Source organism: Streptomyces sp. NPDC091287 (assembly GCF_044768525.1).
Lineage (GTDB): Bacteria > Actinomycetota > Actinomycetes > Streptomycetales > Streptomycetaceae > Streptomyces.
In genome coordinates this window covers 30,519-48,938 of sequence record NZ_JBIVUV010000018.1, presented here as the reverse complement: position 1 = coordinate 48,938, position 18,420 = coordinate 30,519, and the positions used below count along the sequence as shown (strand labels likewise).

13 protein-coding genes and 1 pseudogene are annotated in these 18,420 nt (G+C 73.9%); 9 read left to right on the top strand and 5 right to left on the bottom strand.

The window, feature by feature from the left end; genetic code table 11:
* Positions 1 to 32 precede the first annotated feature (32 nt).
* Positions 33 to 782: a gamma-glutamyl-gamma-aminobutyrate hydrolase family protein gene (locus ACIQRW_RS28090; RefSeq protein ID WP_403765180.1), complete on the top strand. Its 750-nt coding sequence runs from the start codon at positions 33 to 35 to the stop codon at positions 780 to 782.
* On the opposite strand, the gene ACIQRW_RS28085 is transcribed toward ACIQRW_RS28090, so the two are convergent.
* The 3 genes from ACIQRW_RS28085 to ACIQRW_RS28075 form a co-directional block, all read right to left on the bottom strand.
* Complete coding sequence (locus ACIQRW_RS28085) at positions 685 to 1,440, bottom strand: hypothetical protein (protein WP_403765178.1); 756 nt, start codon at positions 1,438 to 1,440, stop codon at positions 685 to 687. The genes ACIQRW_RS28090 and ACIQRW_RS28085 overlap by 98 nt on opposite strands.
* 365 nt (positions 1,441 to 1,805) lie before the next feature.
* Positions 1,806 to 2,387 carry a TerD family protein gene (locus ACIQRW_RS28080; RefSeq protein ID WP_007451990.1) on the bottom strand — a complete coding sequence of 194 codons (582 nt, stop codon included), beginning with the start codon at positions 2,385 to 2,387 and terminating at the stop codon, positions 1,806 to 1,808.
* Positions 2,388 to 2,449: 62 nt separating this feature from the next.
* Positions 2,450 to 3,025, bottom strand: a complete 576-nt coding sequence (locus ACIQRW_RS28075) for a TerD family protein (RefSeq protein ID WP_032792079.1) — start codon at positions 3,023 to 3,025, stop codon at positions 2,450 to 2,452.
* 254 nt (positions 3,026 to 3,279) lie between these two features.
* Between ACIQRW_RS28075 and ACIQRW_RS28070 the strand changes: the two genes are divergently transcribed.
* The 5 genes from ACIQRW_RS28070 to ACIQRW_RS28050 all read left to right on the top strand — a co-directional run bounded on the left by ACIQRW_RS28070 (position 3,280) and on the right by ACIQRW_RS28050 (position 8,156).
* Entirely contained in the window at positions 3,280 to 3,711 is a 432-nt protein-coding gene (locus ACIQRW_RS28070) for a BlaI/MecI/CopY family transcriptional regulator (RefSeq protein WP_403765176.1), read from the top strand.
* Between the two features lie 2 nt (positions 3,712 to 3,713).
* On the top strand, positions 3,714 to 4,646 hold the full coding sequence (locus ACIQRW_RS28065) for a M56 family metallopeptidase (RefSeq protein ID WP_403765174.1): 933 nt from the start codon (positions 3,714 to 3,716) through the stop codon (positions 4,644 to 4,646).
* Positions 4,647 to 4,968: 322 nt separating this feature from the next.
* Positions 4,969 to 6,336, top strand: coding sequence for a hemolysin family protein (locus tag ACIQRW_RS28060; protein WP_403765172.1), 1,368 nt, complete (start codon positions 4,969 to 4,971; stop codon positions 6,334 to 6,336).
* Positions 6,333 to 7,370, top strand: a complete 1,038-nt coding sequence (locus ACIQRW_RS28055) for a hemolysin family protein (RefSeq protein ID WP_403765170.1) — start codon at positions 6,333 to 6,335, stop codon at positions 7,368 to 7,370. Before ACIQRW_RS28060 ends, ACIQRW_RS28055 begins: the two co-directional genes overlap by 4 nt.
* 9 nt (positions 7,371 to 7,379) lie before the next feature.
* On the top strand, positions 7,380 to 8,156 hold the full coding sequence (locus tag ACIQRW_RS28050) for a uracil-DNA glycosylase (RefSeq protein WP_403765168.1): 777 nt from the start codon (positions 7,380 to 7,382) through the stop codon (positions 8,154 to 8,156).
* A gap of 157 nt (positions 8,157 to 8,313) precedes the next feature.
* Here the strand turns inward: ACIQRW_RS28050 and ACIQRW_RS28045 are convergent, their stop codons facing one another.
* Positions 8,314 to 9,750 carry a geranylgeranyl reductase family protein gene (locus tag ACIQRW_RS28045; protein WP_403765166.1) on the bottom strand — a complete coding sequence of 479 codons (1,437 nt, stop codon included), beginning with the start codon at positions 9,748 to 9,750 and terminating at the stop codon, positions 8,314 to 8,316.
* 141 nt (positions 9,751 to 9,891) lie between these two features.
* Here ACIQRW_RS28045 and ACIQRW_RS28040 point away from each other — a divergent pair, with 141 nt between their 5' ends.
* Positions 9,892 to 14,811: a HEAT repeat domain-containing protein gene (locus ACIQRW_RS28040; protein ID WP_403765164.1), complete on the top strand. Its 4,920-nt coding sequence runs from the start codon at positions 9,892 to 9,894 to the stop codon at positions 14,809 to 14,811.
* Between the two features lie 37 nt (positions 14,812 to 14,848).
* On the opposite strand, the gene ACIQRW_RS28035 is transcribed toward ACIQRW_RS28040, so the two are convergent.
* The gene (locus ACIQRW_RS28035; RefSeq protein ID WP_403765162.1) at positions 14,849 to 15,412 is read right to left on the bottom strand and encodes a DNA polymerase ligase N-terminal domain-containing protein; all 564 of its coding nucleotides are present in this window, start codon (positions 15,410 to 15,412) and stop codon (positions 14,849 to 14,851) included.
* Positions 15,413 to 15,684: 272 nt separating this feature from the next.
* Between ACIQRW_RS28035 and ACIQRW_RS28030 the strand changes: the two genes are divergently transcribed.
* Together ACIQRW_RS28030 and ACIQRW_RS28025 are read left to right on the top strand one after the other, a co-directional pair.
* Positions 15,685 to 16,593 carry a family 16 glycosylhydrolase gene (locus ACIQRW_RS28030; protein ID WP_403765160.1) on the top strand — a complete coding sequence of 303 codons (909 nt, stop codon included), beginning with the start codon at positions 15,685 to 15,687 and terminating at the stop codon, positions 16,591 to 16,593.
* Between the two features lie 413 nt (positions 16,594 to 17,006).
* A pseudogene (locus ACIQRW_RS28025) lies at positions 17,007 to 18,356 on the top strand (ricin-type beta-trefoil lectin domain protein).
* The last annotated feature ends 64 nt before the right edge of the window (positions 18,357 to 18,420 follow it).

Below are 18,420 nucleotides of genomic sequence, written 5' to 3'. Positions count from 1 at the left end.
CCGTTGCCCCGATCCAACGAGGAGTACGTTCCATGTCCCGGCCCGTCATCGGCATCAGCACCTACCAGGACCCGGCCCGCTGGGGTGTGTGGGAGATGCCCGCGGTGCTGCTGCCCGCCGGCTACCCCCGCCTCGTCCGGGCGGCGGGCGGGCTCGCCGTGCTGCTGCCGCCCGACGACGCGCGGGACGCGGCCCGGGACACCGTCGCCGCCCTCGACGGGCTGGTGATCGCCGGGGGAGCGGACGTCGAACCGGCGCGCTACGGCGCGGTCGCCGATCCCCGTACCGGCCCCCCGGCCCGCGAACGCGACGCCTGGGAGCTGGCGTTGATCCGCGCGGCGATCGAACGGGAGGTCCCGCTGCTCGGCATCTGCCGGGGCATGCAACTGCTGAACGTCGCCCTCGGCGGCACCCTGCACCAGCACCTGGACGACCACACCGGCGGCCCCGGCGTCTTCGGCAGCCACCCGGTGACCCCCGTGCCCGGCACCGCGTACGCGGACGCCGTCCCGGAGACCGCCGTGGTGCCCGCCTACCACCACCAGGCGGTCGACCGGCTCGGCGCCGGCCTGGTGGCCTCCGCCCACGCACCCGACGGGACCGTGGAGGCCCTGGAACTCCCCGGGCACGGGAGCCTGGTGCTCGGTGTGCAGTGGCACCCGGAGATGGGCGAGGACACGCGGGTCATGGCCGCTCTGGTCGGGGCCGCCGGGGAGCGGGCGGCGCTGAGCCCTCGAACCCCGGACCGGAAAAGTCGGGCCCAGCGAACGCCGGTGAGCTGAAACGGGAGCCGTGGCCCTCGCCCGGACCCGGCGCGGACGCCGCCTCGGCGAGCTCCTGGAGGAGGAACGGCCGGATCCCCCGGTCCCGCAGCGCCGCGAGCCATGTCTCACGGGCGTCCTCGAGAGCGGGGGACCGGTCAGGCACGGACGCCGTGCCGTCCGCCGACTGCTTCGCCGCCGTGCGGTACAGGGCGACCACGCTGACCAGGGCCGTGACCGCCGCGACCACCAGACTGAACCAGCCGACGCCGACGAGGGTGCCCGCCAGGGAGGGCAGGGACCCGGCGAGTCGCAGACCGTAGCCCAGCAGCAGGAACGTCGCCGCGGCCACGGCGGCGAGCACCGGCGTCAGCACCCCGAGGACCGCCAGTACCCCGGCCCCCGGCCGCTCCTGATCGCCCGGTCCGGAGAGCGGCGCGCTTCCGGCGTTCTGCGGTCCGCCCCGGGTACGCCGCCGCAGGGCCGCGTAGCGCCGGTACTCGGCGTCGGCCGCGGGCGTCGTGCGTGCCACGGCCGCCAGGCCCCGGACGCGCAGCCGGCCGCCGGGGACTCCCGAGCGTTCGAGCAGGCGTTGGATCTCCGGGGAGGCGATCACCTCGTCGAGTGCGCGTCCGTAGTCGGAGCTGTCCTCGTCCCCGAGCCGGATAGGTCTGCCCATGCTGTCCCTCGGTCGACACAGGTGTGCCGACACCTGTGTGGTGGGTGTTCCGCCCACCGCACCGCGGGGGCGCGCACGTGTCGCGTGCGCACCTCCGCGGCTGTCCGGTGAGGCGTTCGTAGTCTTCTGGAAAGGTGTTCCGGAGGGGGCTAGGGCGTGTTTCGAAAGTCCCGCCTGCTCGGCGACGCCTGGCACTTCCCCAAGCTCTCGGCTTCGCTCGAGCAGGGGAGACCCCATCCCTCGCCGCGTTGTCGGGATCACCCCGATACATCCAGTATCGGGGCGACCCTCCGCCTTGCGATCGCACGCACCAGACGCCGCCGAGCCCGCCCTCCGGGCGGACGGCGCTACTTTCGAAACACGCCCTAGAGGTGCTGCGCGACGGCGGGCATGAGGTCCTGGAAGGTCCGCCCGTCCGCCGGAGCCCCGATCGCGGTCATCTGCCAGCCCGACCCGGACCGCTGGACCTTGGCCATGATCTGGGCGGTGTGCCGCCCGCCGCCGGTCAGGGTGTACCGGGCCAGCTCCTGGCCGTTGCTCTCGTCGACCAGACGGCAGAAGGCCGCCTCGACCTCCTCGAAGGTCTGGCCGGTGAAGGAGTTCACCGTGAAGACGATCTGGTCCACATGGACCGGCACGCGCCGCAGGTCGACGACGATGGACTCGTCGTCACCGCCCTGGCCCGCCCCGCCGACCCGGTTGTCCCCGGTGTGCTGGACCGAACCGTCGTCACTCGTCAGGTGCTGGAAGAAGACCACGTCCTGCGGGGCCTGGCCCGCGAAGAGCACCGCCGAGGCGTCCAGGTCGATCTCGCGGGCGGTGAGCCGCGCCAGAAATCCCTTGCGGGGAGCGGACTTCCAGCCCAGTCCCATCCGTACGACACCGAGCTCGCCGCCGCCGGACTTGGTGAGGCTGACCTGCTGGCCCTTGGTGAGGTTGATCGTCATCGTTCCGCCTTCGGTGACTGGGGTGACTTCGGTAGGGGCGTGCGCGTCGAGGTCCCGGCGGCTCAGAGACTGACGCCGAAGTCGGCGACGATGCCGCTGAGGCCGGATGCGTAACCCTGCCCGACCGCGCGGAACTTCCACTCGGCGCCGTGCCGGTACAGCTCGCCGAAGACCATCGCGGTCTCGGTGGAGGCGTCCTCGCTCAGGTCGTACCGGGCGATCTCCGCGCCGCCCGCCTGGTTCACCACCCGGATGTACGCGTTGCGCACCTGGCCGAAGCTCTGCCCCCGGCTCTCCGCGTCGTGGATCGAGACCGGGAACACGATCTTCGCGACGGTCGCGGGCACCGAGGCGAGGTCGACCTTGACGATCTCGTCATCGCCCTCGCCCTCACCGGTGAGGTTGTCGCCGGTGTGCTCGACCGACCCGTCGGGGCTCTTGAGGTTGTTGTAGAAGATGAAGTGCTCGTTGGACAGCACCTTGCCCGCCTCGTCGCAGAGCAGCGCGCTCGCGTCCAGGTCGTAGTCGGTGCCGGTGGTCGTGCGGACGTCCCAGCCGAGACCGACGAGGATCGCGGTCAGCCCCGGGGCCTCCTTGCTCAGCGAGACATTTCCGCCCTTGGCGAGGCTCACGCCCATGATGTTCTCCCTTGTGCGGTGACGGGTGTTCACGTGGTGGCGGCCACGCCACGGGTGACGGCGCGGACACTCTGCGACTACAAGAAAAATCTACAGCACTGTAGATTTTCCGGGCCAGGAGGTGTTCGGCCCGCCCCGGCCGGTCGCCGGTACCTCCGTCGGCTGGATACGATTTCCCGACGCCCGGCAGGCGGGACGCCGCAGCAGGGCGGCCGAACGGAGAAAGCCGGACGGACGGAGAGAGGGGTCGGGCCGTGGACGCCGAAGGAGCCGGTGGCGAGCGGGAATCTCCCGCCCGCAGGCGTGGCCAGGGCGAGCTGGAGGCCCAGGTGCTGTCGGTGCTGGGCGGGGCGAGCGAGCCGGTGACCGCCGCCTGGGTGCTGGAACGGCTCGGCGCGGGCCTGTCGTACAGCACCGTCATCACGATCCTGACGCGTCTGCACGCCAAACAGGCGGTCACGCGCACCGGACGAGGCCGCCCCGTCCTGTGGGAGCCCGTGGCGAACGAGGCGGGTCTCGCCGCCCTGCGGATGCGCCGGCTCCTCGACAAGCAGAGCGACCGGGACGCGGTGCTCTCCAGCTTCGTCTCCGTCCTCTCCTCGCACGACGAGGACCTGCTGCGGGCCCTGCTCGCCGAGAGCGGTCCCGACGACACCGGAACGCCCTCGGACCGGCCGGAGCGCTGACGATGGGCGTCTTCGTCTACCTGCCGCTCGTGCTGCCCCTGACCGCGTTGCCGATCGCGCGCCTGGCCGAACAGCACCTGCACCCCCGCAGGGCCGCCCGGCTGCTGACCACCGTCGCCGTGATCCTCGCCTCCTGCAGCCTGGTGTGTCTCGGACTGCTGGTGGTGGTGGGCACGGCCCAGCTGCCAGGCAATCCGCTGCCCGACGGCTGGTCCGACGCCGAGGTCCGCGAGGCCGTGCCGCACGACGCGTTCGCGGGCAAGGCGTCCATCCTCGCGCTCGTCGTCGTGACGACGGCCTGCGGGGTCACCGTCCACCGCCACTACCGCTTCCGGGCGCGGGCCCACCGGACGCTCGCGGGCCTGCCGGGCGGCGACGTCGCCGTGCTGCCCGACGACGTCCCGTACGCCTACGCGCTCCCCGGCTCCCCGGGGCGGGTGATGGTCTCCACGGCGCTGCTCGCCTCCCTCGAACCGGCCGAGCACCGGGCGCTGTTCGCCCATGAACGCGCTCATCTGGCGGGACGCCACCACCGGTTGCTGCTCGCGACCCGGCTGGCCGGCTGCGTCAATCCACTGCTGTGGCCGCTGCTCGGGGCCCTGGTCTACAGCACGGAGCGCTGGGCGGACGAGGAAGCGGCCCGGGTCACCGGCGACCGTCGGCTGACCGCACGCGCGGTCGGCAAGGCGGCGCTCGTCTCCCGCTCGGTGCCCGGCGGCGCGGCCTTCGCCGCCTTCGCCGCGGCGGGGCCCGTACCGCGACGGGTGGCGGCGCTCCTGGGCCCGGTACCGCCGGACCGGGGCTGGCCCCCCGCCCTCACCCCGGCCGGTGTCGCCGCGCTCGTCGCCGCGGCCGGGACGACCGTCTCCGCGCTGTCCGCGCTGAACGCGGCCGTCGCGCTGTTTCTCGTCCTGGAGGCGGCGACACCGCTGTAGTCCGGGGCCCTCGGGCGAGCAGCCTGTCCGGAGCCGCGAAGATCGGCCCGACGCCTGTCGCTACAGGGTTGTAGAGTTCATCAGCCGCGGAACGCGGGCCCCGTCGACGGCCCTTCCTCACCCGCCCGGCATGCAGAATCATGCCCGGGTGCTCACCTGCCGTCGGAGTGCGTCCCACTCGAACCCATGGCTGGAGAACCCAGCCGGACAGGAGCCACGCGTTGTCCGCCAGTCCGGGCCCCTCAGGGCCCGACCCCCACAGTCACCGACCCGCGGCCCCGGGCAGGGCCGCCCGCCGCCTCCCGCGCGGGGCGGGTGACCGATGACCTCCGCCCTGCTCGGCCTGCTGGCCGTGTTCGTCCTCACCGCCGGGACCGGCTACTTCGTGGCCCAGGAGTTCGCGTACGTCTCCGCGGACCGGCTGACCCTCGGCCGGGAGGCCGCCGCCGGGGACAAGAGGGCCGCCCGCGCCGTGAAGGTCCTGGAGCGGCTCTCCTTCATGCTGTCCGGCGCGCAGCTCGGCATCACCGTCACGGGACTCGTCGTCGGATTCCTCGCGGAACCGTCCGTCTCCGCCCTCCTGCGGCCCGCCCTGAGCGGCACGGGCCTCTCCGACGGCCTCGTCTCGGGCATCTCCGTGGCGCTGTCGTTCGTGGTGGCGACCGTCATCCAGATGGTCCTCGGCGAACTCGCCCCCAAGAACCTCGCCCTGGCCGTGCCCGAGAGCATGGCGAAGTCCCTCGCCTCCTCCACCCTGATCTACCTGCGGATCGTCGGCCCCGTGGTCCACGTCTTCGACGGCGTCGCCAACCGGCTGCTGCGCCGCATCGGCATCGAACCGGTCGAGGAGCTCCACCACGGCGCGACCCTGGAGGAGCTGGGCCACCTCATCGGCGAATCCCACGAACAGGGCGAACTCCCGGCCGCCACGGCCGAACTCATGGACCACGCGCTGGAATTCTCCGAGCGGAACCTGGGCGAGGTGATGATCCCGCGCGCCGACGTGGCGTTCGTCCGCCGGGACGCCCTCGCAGCCGAGGCGGTCGAGCTGATCGCCCGGCACGGACACTCCAACTACCCGGTGCTCGGCGACCATCCGGACGACCCCGCCGGAGTCCTCGGCGTACGGGAGCTGATGCGGCTGCCCGCGGCCGACGTCGGGCGCACCACCGTCGGCTCCCTGGCCCGCCGCCCGCTCCTGCTGCCGGAGCTCCTCAGGCTTCCGGCGGCGGTCGCGCAGATGCGTGAGCGCGACGACGAGTTCGCCGTCGTCCTCGACGAGCACGGCGGCCTGGCCGGGATCGTCACGTACGAGGACATCGCCGAGGAACTCGTCGGGGACATCGCCGACGAGTCCGACACCGTCGTCGAACTCGCGGTCGCCGACGGCTCCGGCTGGACCGTGGACGCGGGCCGCCGCCTCGACGAGATCGAGGAGGCCACCGGCGTCGCACTGCCCCAGGAGAGCGACGACTACGACACTCTGGCCGGGCTGATCATCGACCGGCTCGGACGCTTTCCCACCGTGGGCGACCGGCTCACCGTCGGCGCGGTCCGGATCGAGGTGCGCACCCTCGACCGGCACGTCGCCGAGTACGTCCGCATCGAGCGCACCGAGCCCACCGAACCCACCGAACGTGTCGAACCCACAGGGCCCACAGGACCCACCGGACAGGAGCCGCAGGCATGAGCTTCCCCATGGCGCTCTTCGTGACGGTCCTGCTCCTGATCGGCAGCGGATTCTTCGTCGCTGCCGAATTCGCCCTGGTCGCCTCCAAGCGACACCGCATGGAACAGGCCGCCGCCAAGGGGCAGCGCGGGGCCAAGGCCGCGCTCGACGGGATGCGCGAGCTGTCGCTGATGCTCGCGGGAGCCCAGCTCGGCATCACCATCTGCACCCTGGGCCTGGGCTCCGTGTCCAAGCCCGCGATCTCCCACGAGCTGGACCCGCTGCTGGAGAGGCTCGGACTGCCCGCGGCCCTCAGCTACGGCATCGCCTTCGCGCTGGCGATGATCGTCGTCGTCTTCCTGCACATGGTGGTCGGCGAGATGGCCCCGAAATCCTGGGCCATCGCCCACCCGGAGCGCTCCGCGATGCTGCTGAGCCCCGCCTTCCGCGCCGTGGTGGGCGCCGTACGCCCGCTGATCCGGCTGCTGAACGCGATCAGCAACGCCCTCGTGCGGCTGTGCCGGGTCACCCCGCGCGACGAACTCGCCTCGGTGCACAACCGCGACCAGCTCACCCACCTGATCGAGGAGTCCGAGCGCCTCGGGCTGATCAGCAAGGGCGACTCCGGACTGATGACCAGGTCCCTGACCGAGCCGGGGACCCCGGTCTCCGTGCTTCGGACCCCCGTGGAGCGGATCGCGACGGTTCCGGCGGACGCCGGACTCGACCGGATCCTGGCCACCGCCGCCGAGGCCGACCGCACCCGCCTGCTGGTACGCGACGGGGAGGAGATCCTCGGATCGGTGCACGCCCGGGACGCCCTCGTGGCCCGTGCCGGAGGCCGGGACGTCCTCGCCCGCGACCTGGCCCGTCCCGTCCCGGAACTGGCCCCGGACGCGACCGCGGCACACGCGGTGGAGCAGTTGCGCGAGCGGCGGGCCACGATCGCCGTCGTACGCGACGGGGAGGGCGGCCTCACCGGACTGGTGAGCCTGGACGACCTGCTCGCCCGGCTGCTGCATCCCCCGACGGCACCGCGGCAGGCCGGGAAGTAGCTTGGAGGCATGGACGAGGCGGCGGACCCGGTGGCGGCGGCCGACGACCGGGGATTCCCGGCGCGGCACGCGCCCTCGTGCACCGGGCTCGCCGAGCTCGATGTCCTCGTTCCCCACTGCCGCGCCTGTCCGCGGCTCGTGGCCTGGCGGGAGGAGGTCGGCGGGGTCAAACGCGCCGCCTTCCGGGACCAGGACTACTGGGCGCGACCGGTGCCGGGCTTCGGCCCGGCGGATGCCAAGGTGGCGGTGGTGGGGCTGGCGCCCGCGGCCCATGGCGGCAACAGGACCGGGCGGATGTTCACCGGTGACGCGACCGGCGACTTCCTCTTCTCCGCGCTGCACACGGTGGGCCTCGCCTCGCAGCCGTCCTCGGTCCACGCCGAGGACGGGCTCCGTCTGCGTGGCGTGCGACTGACCTCACCCGTGCACTGCGCGCCTCCGGAGAACCGGCCGACGCCCGAAGAACGCGGCACCTGTCGTCCCTGGCTCGCGGCGGAGCTGGACCTGCTGAGTCCGGGGCTGACCGCGGTGGTCGTCCTCGGCGGCTTCGGCTGGCAGGCGCTGCTGCCGGTCCTCGCGGAGGCGGGATGGGAGCTACCGCGTCCGCGTCCCGCCTTCGGCCATGGCGCCCGGGTCGTGCTGCCCGCCACCGGGCGTCGACAGGAGCTGCACCTGCTGGGCAGCTACCACCCCAGCCAGCGCAACACCTTCACGGGCCGGCTGACCATGCCCATGCTGGTCGACGTGCTCCAGGAGGCAGCCACTGTCGCCGGGATCGCCACCTGAGACACAGCCCGGACGTCCGGCCCGCCGCGGGTCCGCGTCGCCGGCCAGAGCGGTTGAGCCCTCGCGCGGGGTGACGCCGGTGTCGCGTCAGCGGTCCGATCTTTCCGGGCGCGTGCTCCCGGGGGCGTGCGTCGCCCGTCCTCCGGCCACCGCCCCGTCAGCGCTTCCGAGCCCCCCGCCGCGCGGGCCCCGGCCTCGGGGCCGGGACGAGGCGGAACGCCGTGTTGAGGACGTGGTCGATCACATCGCGCGAGGGCTTGTCCGTCAGGTCGGTGAGCAGCCGGGCCAGTGTGTTGAGGAGGAACGGCGATCCCATGACGTACCGGTTGAGCACCGGCTGGAAGCCCGAGCGACTGAAGATCAGGTCGGCGGCGGTGTTGCCGAGGCGGTAGTAGCGGCCCCAGCGGCGGTTCATCTCCACCGGGTAACCACGCAGCACCTGTTCGCGGCGAGGCCCTCGGGGGTGGGCCAGGGCGAGAGCCGCGGTCCCGGCGGCGACCTCGCCCGCCTCCATCGCCTGGGCGATGCCCTCGCCGTTCCAGGGGCTGACCATCCCGCCGGAGTCGCCGACCAGCAGCAGCCCGCGCGCGTACAGCGGGTGGCGGTTGAAACCGATGGGGAGGGCGGCGCTGCGGACCGGGCCCTCCGCGTTCTCCTCGCGCAACCCCCAGCCCTCCGGGGTCCGGGCCAGCCACTGGTTCAGGGTGGCGCGCAGGTCCGCCTTGCCGTGCCGCCGGTGGGGGAACGCCCCGAGCCCGACGTTGACCCGGCCGTCGCCCATCGGGAAGATCCAGCCGTAGCCGGGAAGGTAGGGGCCCCCGTCCGGGAAGCGGAGGTCGGCCCACAGCTCCAGGTACTCCTCCTGGGAGCGTTCGGGGCTGCGGTAGTAGCGCCGGGCGGCCGTCGCGATCTGCCGCCGGGGGTCCCGCTCCAGACCCAGCGCCAGGGCGAGGCGGGCGGAGGCCCCGTCGGCGGCGATGACGACCGGCGCACGCAAGTCGACCGGCTCCGGGACGTCCGGGGAATCCGAGGACGCGGCGACCCCCGCGACCCGGCCCGCCCGGTCCGTCAGCGGGCGCTCCGCCTTCCAGCCGCTGTACAGCCGGGCCCCGGCCGCCACGGCGTGCCGGGCCAGGATGTCGTCGAAGTCGTGCCGGCTGCGGGAGAGCCCGAAGTCCGGATAGCCGCCCAGCGCCGGCCAGTCGATGTGCACGCGGTGCTCCCCGGCCACCCAGCGCATCCCGCGCGAACGCATCCAGCCCGGTGCGGTGATGTCCACGCCCATCCGGATGAGCTGGTGCACCGCGCGCGGGGTGAGACCGTCGCCGCACACCTTCTCCCGGGGGAAGCGGGCCTTCTCCAGCAGGATCACGTCCACTCCGGCCCGCGCCAGGTGATACGCGGCCGAGGACCCGGCCGGCCCCGCCCCCACCACGATCACCTGGGCGTCCTCTCCCGTACGGGACGCCTCCCGCGCGTCTTCCGTACGGGACGCCTCCCGCGCGTCTTCCGTACGGGACGCCTCCCGTGGGGCTCCCGTACGGGGAGTCTCCCGTGCGTCCGTCGTCGTCGGGTCCGGTGGCAGTTCCCGCATCACAACCCCTTCGTCCCAAGGGCCGTTGCTCCTGCCGGGGCGGGGGCCCAGGGCAACATCATCGATCAGGACGGGCCGGGGCGGTACCAGGCGTCGGAAAACCTCGGGCGACCGGGTGACCCGGCCGTCTACGCTCCGTCGGTGACCCCTCCGCCGGACGAAACGATCATCGACGCCCTCGACCGCGCCGACCCCGCTCTCCTCGCCCGGCGCCTCGACGCCCGCACCTGTCCGCCGCAACTGCTCGGCCGGTTGGTCCGGCACCCCGCACCCCGGATACGGCACCTCGGCCTCACCCTCCTCGCCGAACGCGCGGACATCCCGGACTCCGGGGGCGGGGGAGAAGGCGTGGCCGGGGCAGGTCATCTCGCTCTGGCGGCCAGCCTGTTGCCGGATTCCCCCGGGGCGTCGCCCGAGGAGTCCCTCCTGCTCGCGGGGATCCACGCCCGGCTCGGGGCGCGGAAGCCGCGCCACCGGCTGCCCGACTGGCGTGCGGCCGCGCTGCCCGCCCGGGTACGGATCGCCTGGCTGCGGGCGGAGATCCTCGGCGACCCGACCGTCCTCCGTACGGAACCGGCGGGCGAGCTCCTCTACCGGGCCGTGCGGGAGAGCGACGCCGCCGGGGCGCACCGCCCCGACCGGCTCGTGGCCGAACTCGTCGACACCGGGGACCCGGTGCTGGGGACCGAGGCGCTGCGGCTGGCCCGCGACGGGCTGCACGCCGGACTGCTCGCACCGGCGTTCGTACGCGGCCGGCTGGTGCGGCTGCTCGACTCGCCCGACCCCGACGTCGTGACCGACGTGCTGCGCGAACTCGCCGAGCCCTGGGCGGCGGTCATCCCCGTGGACGCGTCACCGCTGACCCGCCCGGCGAGGGCCCTGGGCGGCCGGTCCGCCGATCGCGACGGGGCGTCGGCCGCACTCGCCGCCGCCGCTCTCGTCGCCGCGGCCCGGCACGGTCACCCCACGGTGCTGTGGAGCACGGCGGAGGATCCGGCCGAGGCTCCGGCCCTGCGCGGGCAGGCCGTGGAACTCCTGGGCGAACGGGCGGAACGCGCCGACACCGGCCGTCTGGTGGCCCTGGCCGCGACGGACCCCCTCCTGCTCGCCGGGCCCGTGCTGACCTGTCTGCGCGCACTGCACCGGCGCGGCCACTTCCCGGCGGACCCGGATGTCGGCCCGCTCCTCTCCCTGGCCCTGGCCGACCACACGCTGCCGGCGGAGGACCTCGCCACGGTCCTCTACACCTCCCGTCGCCCGCTGTTCGACGCCCTCACCGACGCCCCGTCCGCCGCCCCGGACTGGCCACGCCGCCTGGAGCTGCTCATCGCCCTGTCGCGTCAGGGGGCCGCAGACATCCCCATCGGCGAGGCCATCACCCGACTCCTCCCGGCCGCCCGCGCCCCGCGCCCGTTCCTCGCCGCGATCCGCGTCCTGCGACCGCCGGCCGCCGAGGAAGCGGTGCTGGCCCTGCTTCCCACGGTCCCGTCCGCCGCACTGGACGCCCTGGAGGCCATCGGAGGGGACCGTACGCGATCGGCGCTGGCCCGCGCGTTCGGCGTCGGCGGCCCGGCGGACGGACCGTCCACGGCCACGGACGGCCCACCACGCCTCCCGGTCGCACCCGAACTGCGCCCCGTACGCGACCGGGCGCTGGCACTCCTGTGGCACCTCACCCACCAACCCGGGCAGCGACAGGAGCTGCTTGCCCGGCTCGCCCCCCAGGACCTCCCGCGCGAGATCGAGGCCGACCTCGGCGCCCCCGACGAGCGGGAACTGGCCGTTCTGCGCGCCCGTGTGGACGTGGACGCCCCCGTGGCGGCTTTCTGCCGGATCGCGGCGCACGCCGGTACGGGAACCGTGCCCCCGGACGGTGTCCCCCTGGCCGACCTGCTCCTGCGCATCGTGCGCGACCTCGCCGCCGGCCGACTCGGGCCGGGGACGGACGCCCCGGGCCCCGGCTTCGCACCCGCGGGACCGGCCCGCCCGGACGGCGAACCGGAGCTGCCGCCCGAGGTGTTGGACGCGATGCGCGCCCACGGGAGCCGGTTGTGGAGGCGGCGGCGGATCAGGCCCGTCTGTCTGCTCGACGCACCGGACGACACCGGAGCGGGCCACGCGTTCCTCACCGCGACGGTGCTCGGCCTGCTGGAGCGGCCCGGGCTCACCGGCGGGGAACGGGCGGTGCTGCTCAAGGCGTTGCTCCAGGTCCCCGCGACCCCGTCCACCCGGGCCCGGGTGCACCGTCTGCTGCGCGACCGCGACCCGCACGTGCGCAAGCACGTCATCGCGCTGCTGGCCCACGACGCCTCGGGCGAGGACGCGCGGGCCCTGTCCGCGACCCTCGTCCCGCTCACCCGCGACCCGGACATCCGCACCGTGCGCGCGGCCCTGTCGGCGCTCGGCGCGGCACGGGCCCGCTGGGCGGGCGAGGCGGTCGCCGGCTGTCTCCACCACCCGAACATGAACATCAGGAAGACCGCCGCGGCCACCCTCCTCGACGCGGGCGCGCCGTCCGCCGTCCCGCACATCCTGCGGGCGCTCGGCCGCGACGACAACCCGGGGCTGCGGTCCGCACTGACACGGGCGCTGCGCGCCGTCGTGGGCAGCGCCTACGCCGCGACCCTCCTCGCCGCCGCCGAGGCGGCTCGCGACGAGCGCTCTTGCCGCCTCCTGCTCCGTGCCCTCGACCACGAGGCGACCGCCCGCGCCGTGCTCGCCCTCGACATGGGGGGATCGCCGGTCGTCCCCGCCCTGCTGGCGCTCGTCGCCGACGGCGGGGTGCGGCTCGCCGCCGGTTCTGTCCAGGACCTGGCGGAACCACTGGCCCGGCACGGTGTGCCGACGCCGCCCGCTGCCCCGGGCGGGCCCCCGGACGGGGCCGACCCCGAGGTGACGGCTCTGCTGCGCTCCGGCTGGGACCCGGCGCTCGCCCTGCGCGTCGCCCGGCGGACCGCACCCCCGGACACCGTTGCCGCCCACGAACGCCCGGCGGCCCGCGCCCTGTTGGGTGACTGGCTCGGCCTGGCCGGCAGCACCGTCGAGGCCGGGCTCCGCGGCCGCCTCCTGCGGTGCGCCCTGCGCCTGTGCCCGGGGCCGTGGTCCGCCGACGAGATGACGGTGCTCGCCCGGCACACCGGTACGGTGACCGACGCGTTCGACGCCGCCACCGGCGGGGGAGGGTCGGACGGGTCTCCCCTGGCCACAGCCGCGAGGCCGGCGGCCGGGTCGGCCGGGGACCTGATCGAGGTCCTGCACGCCGTCGCACCGCACCTGTCCGCCGTCCAGCGTTTCACCGTCGTCGAAGGACTTCGCGCCCTGCCGCCCGCCGACCCGGACAGCCGGCCCCGGCCCGGGACGGCCGCCTGGGGCCTCACGCTGCTCCGACAGCTGGGCGCCGTGCTCGTCCGGGCAGATCTCGACCGGGCCCTGGACGCCGCCCACCTCGGCGCAGACCCCTGGAGCGCCGCGCCCGCTGTGCTCCGGGAGGCGTTCGGCGTACCGGAGGAACCGGCGGTCGTCGATGAATCAGCTTCCTGGCGTGCCGAGTTGACCGAGGCGGTACGGACGCCCGAAGCACTGGCGGAGTTCCGGGGACGCGATGTCGCCGCCGGTGCCCGGCCCCGGCGCGCCGCCGGTGCGGACGGTGCCCGGCGCGCGCCTGCCGCGAACGAGTCCCGAGAACTGCTCTCCGCGCTCGTCGAGGCGTACCCGAAGGCCGCGCCCGACGTGCGCGGGCGGCTCGTCGACTGGATGACCGAGCTCCAGCCGATCGACGCACCCGAGTGGACCATCGCCGAGAACAGGGCGGCGAGCGCGGCATCCGGCGCCTCGTCGCGCCGGGTGCGGGCGGACGATCTCGACCAGCCCCGGTCGGCCGCCCAGCGGACCCGGCTGCTGGCCATGCTGGACGCGAAGAGGCGGGAGCGCCGGACCGCCGCCGCGCGGGCCCTGCTCGACTGGCCGGAGCCGGGGGTGGCGCGCGCCGTGCTGCGGGCGTATCTGCGCGGCCGGGCCGACGTGCTCCCGGAAACCGCCGCCCTGGATCTCCTCGCGCACCCGGAGGACCACGGCGGGGCCCACCCCGACGCCCACCCCTCAGAGGGCGGTGGCCGACACCCCGCCGTCGTGGAACTGACCTCCCGAGGGGTGCTGCCCGAGCGGGCGCTGCGCTGGGCGGCGCGGCTGCCCGAGGACGAGCTGCCCCCGCTCGTCCCGCTGATCGTCGGGTGGTGGGAACACGGTTCGCCCGCTGTGCACGAGGCGGCCCGCACCGCGCTGCGCAACGTTCCCGCCGAGGTCCTCGCCCACCACCTGGCACCGCGCGTCGAGGCCGGCGACCTCGGGCTGCTCGACCTGCTGACCGGGCTGCGACTGCTCCGGACCCCCGTGCTGACCAGGGCCGAGCGCCGACTGCGTACCGAAGGCCGCGACGCCCTGGCCGACGGGCTCGTCCTCGTCGACGGCCCCTTGCGCACACCCGGGGCCGAACACGAGGACGCTGCCGCGCTCGACGCCCTGCGCACCCCGTTCCGGAGCACGACGGCCGCTCCGGCGGACCGTCCGTCGCTGCCGGAACTGCTCGACCTCGCCCGCACGGGAACGCCCGAGCAGACCCGCCAGGCCCTCACCCGCCTCGTCGAGGAGCGCGCACCCGTGCCCGGAGCCGGTCCGGACCCGGAACTGAGCGCGTTGGTCGAGGAGTTGCTGAGCCACCCACGCGCCGGGGTACGCCTGCACGCACACCGGACCTCGCGCGCCCTGTTCGACCGGGACACCCATGCCCGGCTCACCGCGCTCCTGCTGTCCGATCCCTTGCCCGACGTGGTGCGCATGGCGGCGCGGACGCTCGGCCGCGCCGGCTGGGAGCCCGCGCTGCCCGACCTCGTCCGGCTCCTCGGCCACCCGAAGCCGGTGGTCCGGAGAGCGGCCCGGGACGCGCTCGTCGGCTTCGGTGACGTGGCGGTCCCGGTCCTGCGCCGGACCGCGGCCCACGCCCGGCCCGACCGGCGGCCGCTCTACACGGACGTGCTCGCCGAGATCTCCGGCGCGGGGGCCTGACGGACGGGGCGCCCGAGCGTCACCCCGGGGCGTGTCGTCAGCCTCCGGGCTCCCGGGACGCTGCCGCGGCGACCTGGTGCAGCGTCCGCCCCGTACGGGCGGACCTGGCGTGGTACGGGTCGGGGGAGCCGGGCCTGCCGCGAACGGCGAGGCGGTCGTTCGCCTTGATCAGCAGCCACGCCTCGTGGCCGCCGCTGTCCGGCTCGTCGCCCTTCTGGACGCGGGTCAGCGCGAACTCGCCGTGCAGCTTCGACCCGTACAGCCAGAACGTCGCATGGCCGAGCGCCAGGGACTCGGAGAAGGGGACGGAGTCGCCCTGTCCGTCATGCCCGAGCGGCCGGTAGGTGCCCTGGTCCCAGACGATGACCGTGCCGCTGCCGGACTCGCCGTGGGGGATCACCCCTTCGAACTCGCGGTACTCCAGGGCGTGATCCTCCGTCGGTACGGCGAGCCGGCGGTCGCTGGGGTTCTCCGACGGCCCGCGCGGCACCGCCCAGGACTTCAGTACGCCGTCGACCTCCAGCCGGAAATCGAAGTGCAGGCGTCGCGCGTCATGGATCTGCACGACGAAGTGGGGCCGCGGTGTGCCGTCGTTCTCCACGTCGTGCTCCCTTCGTGGCCCCGGCCCGTCTCGCCGGTCCGTGTTTCCACTCTGCGGCTGCCCGGGACGAACCGCACGATGAGCCGACTGCCTTCAGGCGCATATGCCTCGGGGGCATGCCGTTCCCTCTCCGGTCTGGACCAGGTCATTGACGGCTCCTGCGACACTCCCTTAAATCAAGTATTGAAATATGCGCCCGAGGTGATCGCCCCAACCGTTCACCTCTCGGCGTCGACCTGTCATGCACATGTCCCCCCACGCGAAGTGATGTGATGACCGTGCACCCCACGCACTCCACGGCGCGCAGCGTTTCCCGGCGCCGCCGCGTCGCCCTCTACGCCGCCTCGCTGCTCTGCTGCTCCGCCATCCTGACCGCACTCCCCGGCGGGGCGTCCGCCGCACCCGCCGCCGGCTCCCCCGCCTCCGGGCCCGGGGCGCGGGCCGTCGCCTTCGAGGACCAGTTCGACGGACCGGCCGGCGCCGCCGTGGACGGCGGCAAGTGGCAGATCGAGACCGGCGACAACGTCAACAACCACGAACGGCAGTACTACACCCCGGGCAACGACAACGCCGCGCTCGACGGCCAGGGCAACCTCGTGATCACCGCCCGGAAGGAGAACCCGGGCAACTACCAGTGCTGGTACGGGACCTGCGAGTACACCTCGTCCCGGCTCAACACCTCCGGCAAGTTCTCCGCCGCCTACGGCCACGTCGAGGCGCGCATCAAGATCCCGCGCGGCCAGGGCATCTGGCCCGCGTTCTGGATGCTGGGCGACGACATCGGCAACGTCGGCTGGCCGAACAGCGGCGAGATCGACGTGATGGAGAACGTCGGCTTCGAACCCGGCACCGTCCACGGCACCCTGCACGGGCCCGGATACTCCGGCTCCGGCGGCATCGGAGCCGCGTACACGCTGCCGAACGGGCAGGCGTTCGCCGACGACTTCCACACCTTCGCCGTCGACTGGGCGCCCGACTCCATCACCTGGTCCGTCGACGGCCAGGTCTTCCAGCGGCGCACCCCGGCCGACCTGGGCGGCAACCAGTGGGTGTTCAACAAGCCGTTCTTCCTCATCCTGAACCTCGCGGTCGGCGGCTACTGGCCCGGTGACCCCGACGGCAGTACGCAGTTCCCGCAGCAGATGGTCATCGACTACGTCCGCGTGACGACCGGCGACTGAGGCCCGGGGACCGGCGACGGCCGACCGGTCGGTGGCGGCCCGAGAAGGAGCCCCCACGCGTCGGCTGCGGTGGAACCAGCAGCTCCGGCACCCGTCCGCGGCAGTCCGCGGACGGGCGCCGGTTCCCTCCTACAAGGACGGTGACCCGTATGACCGCGACCCCCCGCTCCCCGCGAAGACGGCTCGGGCGTCTAGGGCGTGTTTCGAAAGTCCCGCCTGCTCGGCGGCGTCTGGCACTTCCCCAAGCTCTCGGCTTCGCTCGAGCAGGGGAGACCCCATCCCTCGCCGCGTTGTCGGGATCACCCCGATACATCCAGTATCGGGGCGACCCTCCGCCTTGCGATCGCACGCACCAGACGCCGCCGAGCCCGCCCTCCGGGCGGACGGCGCTACTTTCGAAACACGCCCTAGCGCTGCCCGCCCTGGCGCTCGCCGCCATAGCCGCGTTCCTCACCCCCAGCAGCCCCGCCACCGCGGCCGTCGCCGCGGTCGGGCAGATCTCCGGCATCGGCGGCAAGTGCGTCGACGTGGCGGGCGCGTCCGCCGCCAACGGGACCGCCGTACAGCTCTACGACTGCAACGGAACCGGCGCCCAGCAGTGGGACGTCCGCTCCGACGGCACCGTACGCGCGCTCGGCAAGTGCCTCGACGTCAAGGACGGCGCGACCGCCAACGGCTCCGTTCTCCACCTGTGAGACTGCAACGGGTCGGGCGCCCAGCGCTGGGGGATCTCCGCCGCCCGCGACATCGTCTCCGTGGCAGCCGACAAGTGCCTCGACGCGACCGGCAACAGCTCCGCCAACGGCACCCGGCTCCAGCTGTGGACCTGCACCGGGGCCGCCAACCAGAAGTGGAACGCCCCGTCCGGCGGCGGCGACCCCGACCCGGGCGGCGCCCCGATGGCCGTGGCCCCCTACCTCTACAACGGCTGGGGCAGCCCGCCCTCCCCGACGACCGTGATGAACGCGACCGGCGTCAAGTGGTTCACCCTCGCCTTCGTCCTGAGCAACGGCTACTGCAACCCCCAGTGGGACGGCGGCCGCCCGCTCGTCGGCGGCGTGGACCAGCAGACGATCAACACCGTACGGGCCGCCGGCGGCGACGTGATCCCGTCGTTCGGCGGCTGGAGCGGCAACAAGCTGGAGAGCTCCTGCGGCAGTGCGGGCGAACTGGCCGCCGCCTACCAGAGGGTCATCGACGCGTACGGCCTCAAGGCCATCGACATCGACATCGAAGCCGCCGCCTACGACTCGCCGACCGTCCAGCAGCGCACCGTGGACGCCCTGAAGACCGTCCGCGCCAACAACCCCGGCATCAAGCTGTACGTCACCTTCGGCACCGGCCAGAACGGCCCCGACACCAGCCTCATCAACCGGGCGGCCCAGGCCGGGCTCACCGTCGACAGCTGGACGATCATGCCGTTCAACTTCGGCGGCAACGGCCAGAACATGGGCACGCTCAGCGTCCGCGCCGCCGAAGGGCTCAAGACGGCTGTCAGAGACGCCTACGGCTACAGCGACGACCAGGCCTACCGGCACACCGGCATCTCCTCGATGAACCGCACCACCGACGTCGGCGAGACCATCACCGTCGCCGACTTCCGGACCATCCTCGCCTACGCCCAGCAGCGGCACCTCGCCCGGCTGACCTTCTGGTCCGTCAACCGCGACCGCCCCTGCACCGGCGGCGGGGCCGACACCTGCTCGGGTGTCGGACAGCAGCCGTGGGACTTCACGCGGGTCCTCGCGCAGTACCGGGGTTGACCCCGGCCCGCCCGCTGCCAGGGCGGCCCCCAAGCCGGTGGACGGCGGCAGAGGTGCTCCTGCC

Excerpts from the sequence above, each read along its gene's own strand:
- ACIQRW_RS28065 (WP_403765174.1), top strand. The coding sequence starts at position 3,714 with ATGGGCGTCTTCGTCTACCTGCCGCTCGTGCTGCCCCTGACCGCGTTG.
- ACIQRW_RS28085 (WP_403765178.1), bottom strand. The coding sequence starts at position 1,440 with ATGGGCAGACCTATCCGGCTCGGGGACGAGGACAGCTCCGACTACGGA.
- ACIQRW_RS28075 (WP_032792079.1), bottom strand. The coding sequence starts at position 3,025 with ATGGGCGTGAGCCTCGCCAAGGGCGGAAATGTCTCGCTGAGCAAGGAG.
- ACIQRW_RS28045 (WP_403765166.1), bottom strand. The coding sequence starts at position 9,750 with ATGCGGGAACTGCCACCGGACCCGACGACGACGGACGCACGGGAGACT.
- ACIQRW_RS28055 (WP_403765170.1), top strand. The coding sequence starts at position 6,333 with ATGAGCTTCCCCATGGCGCTCTTCGTGACGGTCCTGCTCCTGATCGGC.
- ACIQRW_RS28030 (WP_403765160.1), top strand. The coding sequence starts at position 15,685 with ATGACCGTGCACCCCACGCACTCCACGGCGCGCAGCGTTTCCCGGCGC.
- ACIQRW_RS28090 (WP_403765180.1), top strand. The coding sequence starts at position 33 with ATGTCCCGGCCCGTCATCGGCATCAGCACCTACCAGGACCCGGCCCGC.
- ACIQRW_RS28080 (WP_007451990.1), bottom strand. The coding sequence starts at position 2,387 with ATGACGATCAACCTCACCAAGGGCCAGCAGGTCAGCCTCACCAAGTCC.
- ACIQRW_RS28060 (WP_403765172.1), top strand. The coding sequence starts at position 4,969 with ATGACCTCCGCCCTGCTCGGCCTGCTGGCCGTGTTCGTCCTCACCGCC.
- ACIQRW_RS28050 (WP_403765168.1), top strand. The coding sequence starts at position 7,380 with ATGGACGAGGCGGCGGACCCGGTGGCGGCGGCCGACGACCGGGGATTC.